The organism is Citrobacter sp. Igbk 16 (genome assembly GCF_028069755.1).
Taxonomy (GTDB): Bacteria; Pseudomonadota; Gammaproteobacteria; order Enterobacterales; family Enterobacteriaceae; genus Citrobacter.
In genome coordinates this window covers 1-287 of record NZ_JANEWJ010000102.1, presented here as the reverse complement: position 1 = coordinate 287, position 287 = coordinate 1, and the positions used below count along the sequence as shown (strand labels likewise).

General features: G+C 48.4%; 2 rRNA genes. Both read right to left on the bottom strand.

Annotated features, from left to right (window positions below):
• A 5S ribosomal RNA gene (gene rrf, locus NNO03_RS22540) occupies window positions 1–75 on the bottom strand; the annotation flags it as partial.
• Between the two features lie 97 nt (window positions 76–172).
• Window positions 173–287, bottom strand: a 23S ribosomal RNA gene (locus NNO03_RS22535); the annotation flags it as partial.

The window sequence follows — 287 nt, the reverse complement described above, 5'->3', positions numbered from 1 at the left end:
ACCATCGGCGCTACGGCGTTTCACTTCTGAGTTCGGCATGGGGTCAGGTGGGACCACCGCGCTACAGCCGCCAGGCAAATTCTGTTTATCAGACCGCTTTTTGCGTTCTGATGTAATCTGTAATCAAGCTGAAACTGATGTCTGTCTTTCGCCAAAACACCTTCGGCGTTGTAAGGTTAAGCCTCACGGTTCATTAGTATCGGTTAGCTCAATGTATCGCTACACTTACACACCCGACCTATCAACGTCATCGTCTTTAACGTTCCTTCAGGAGACTTATAGTCTCA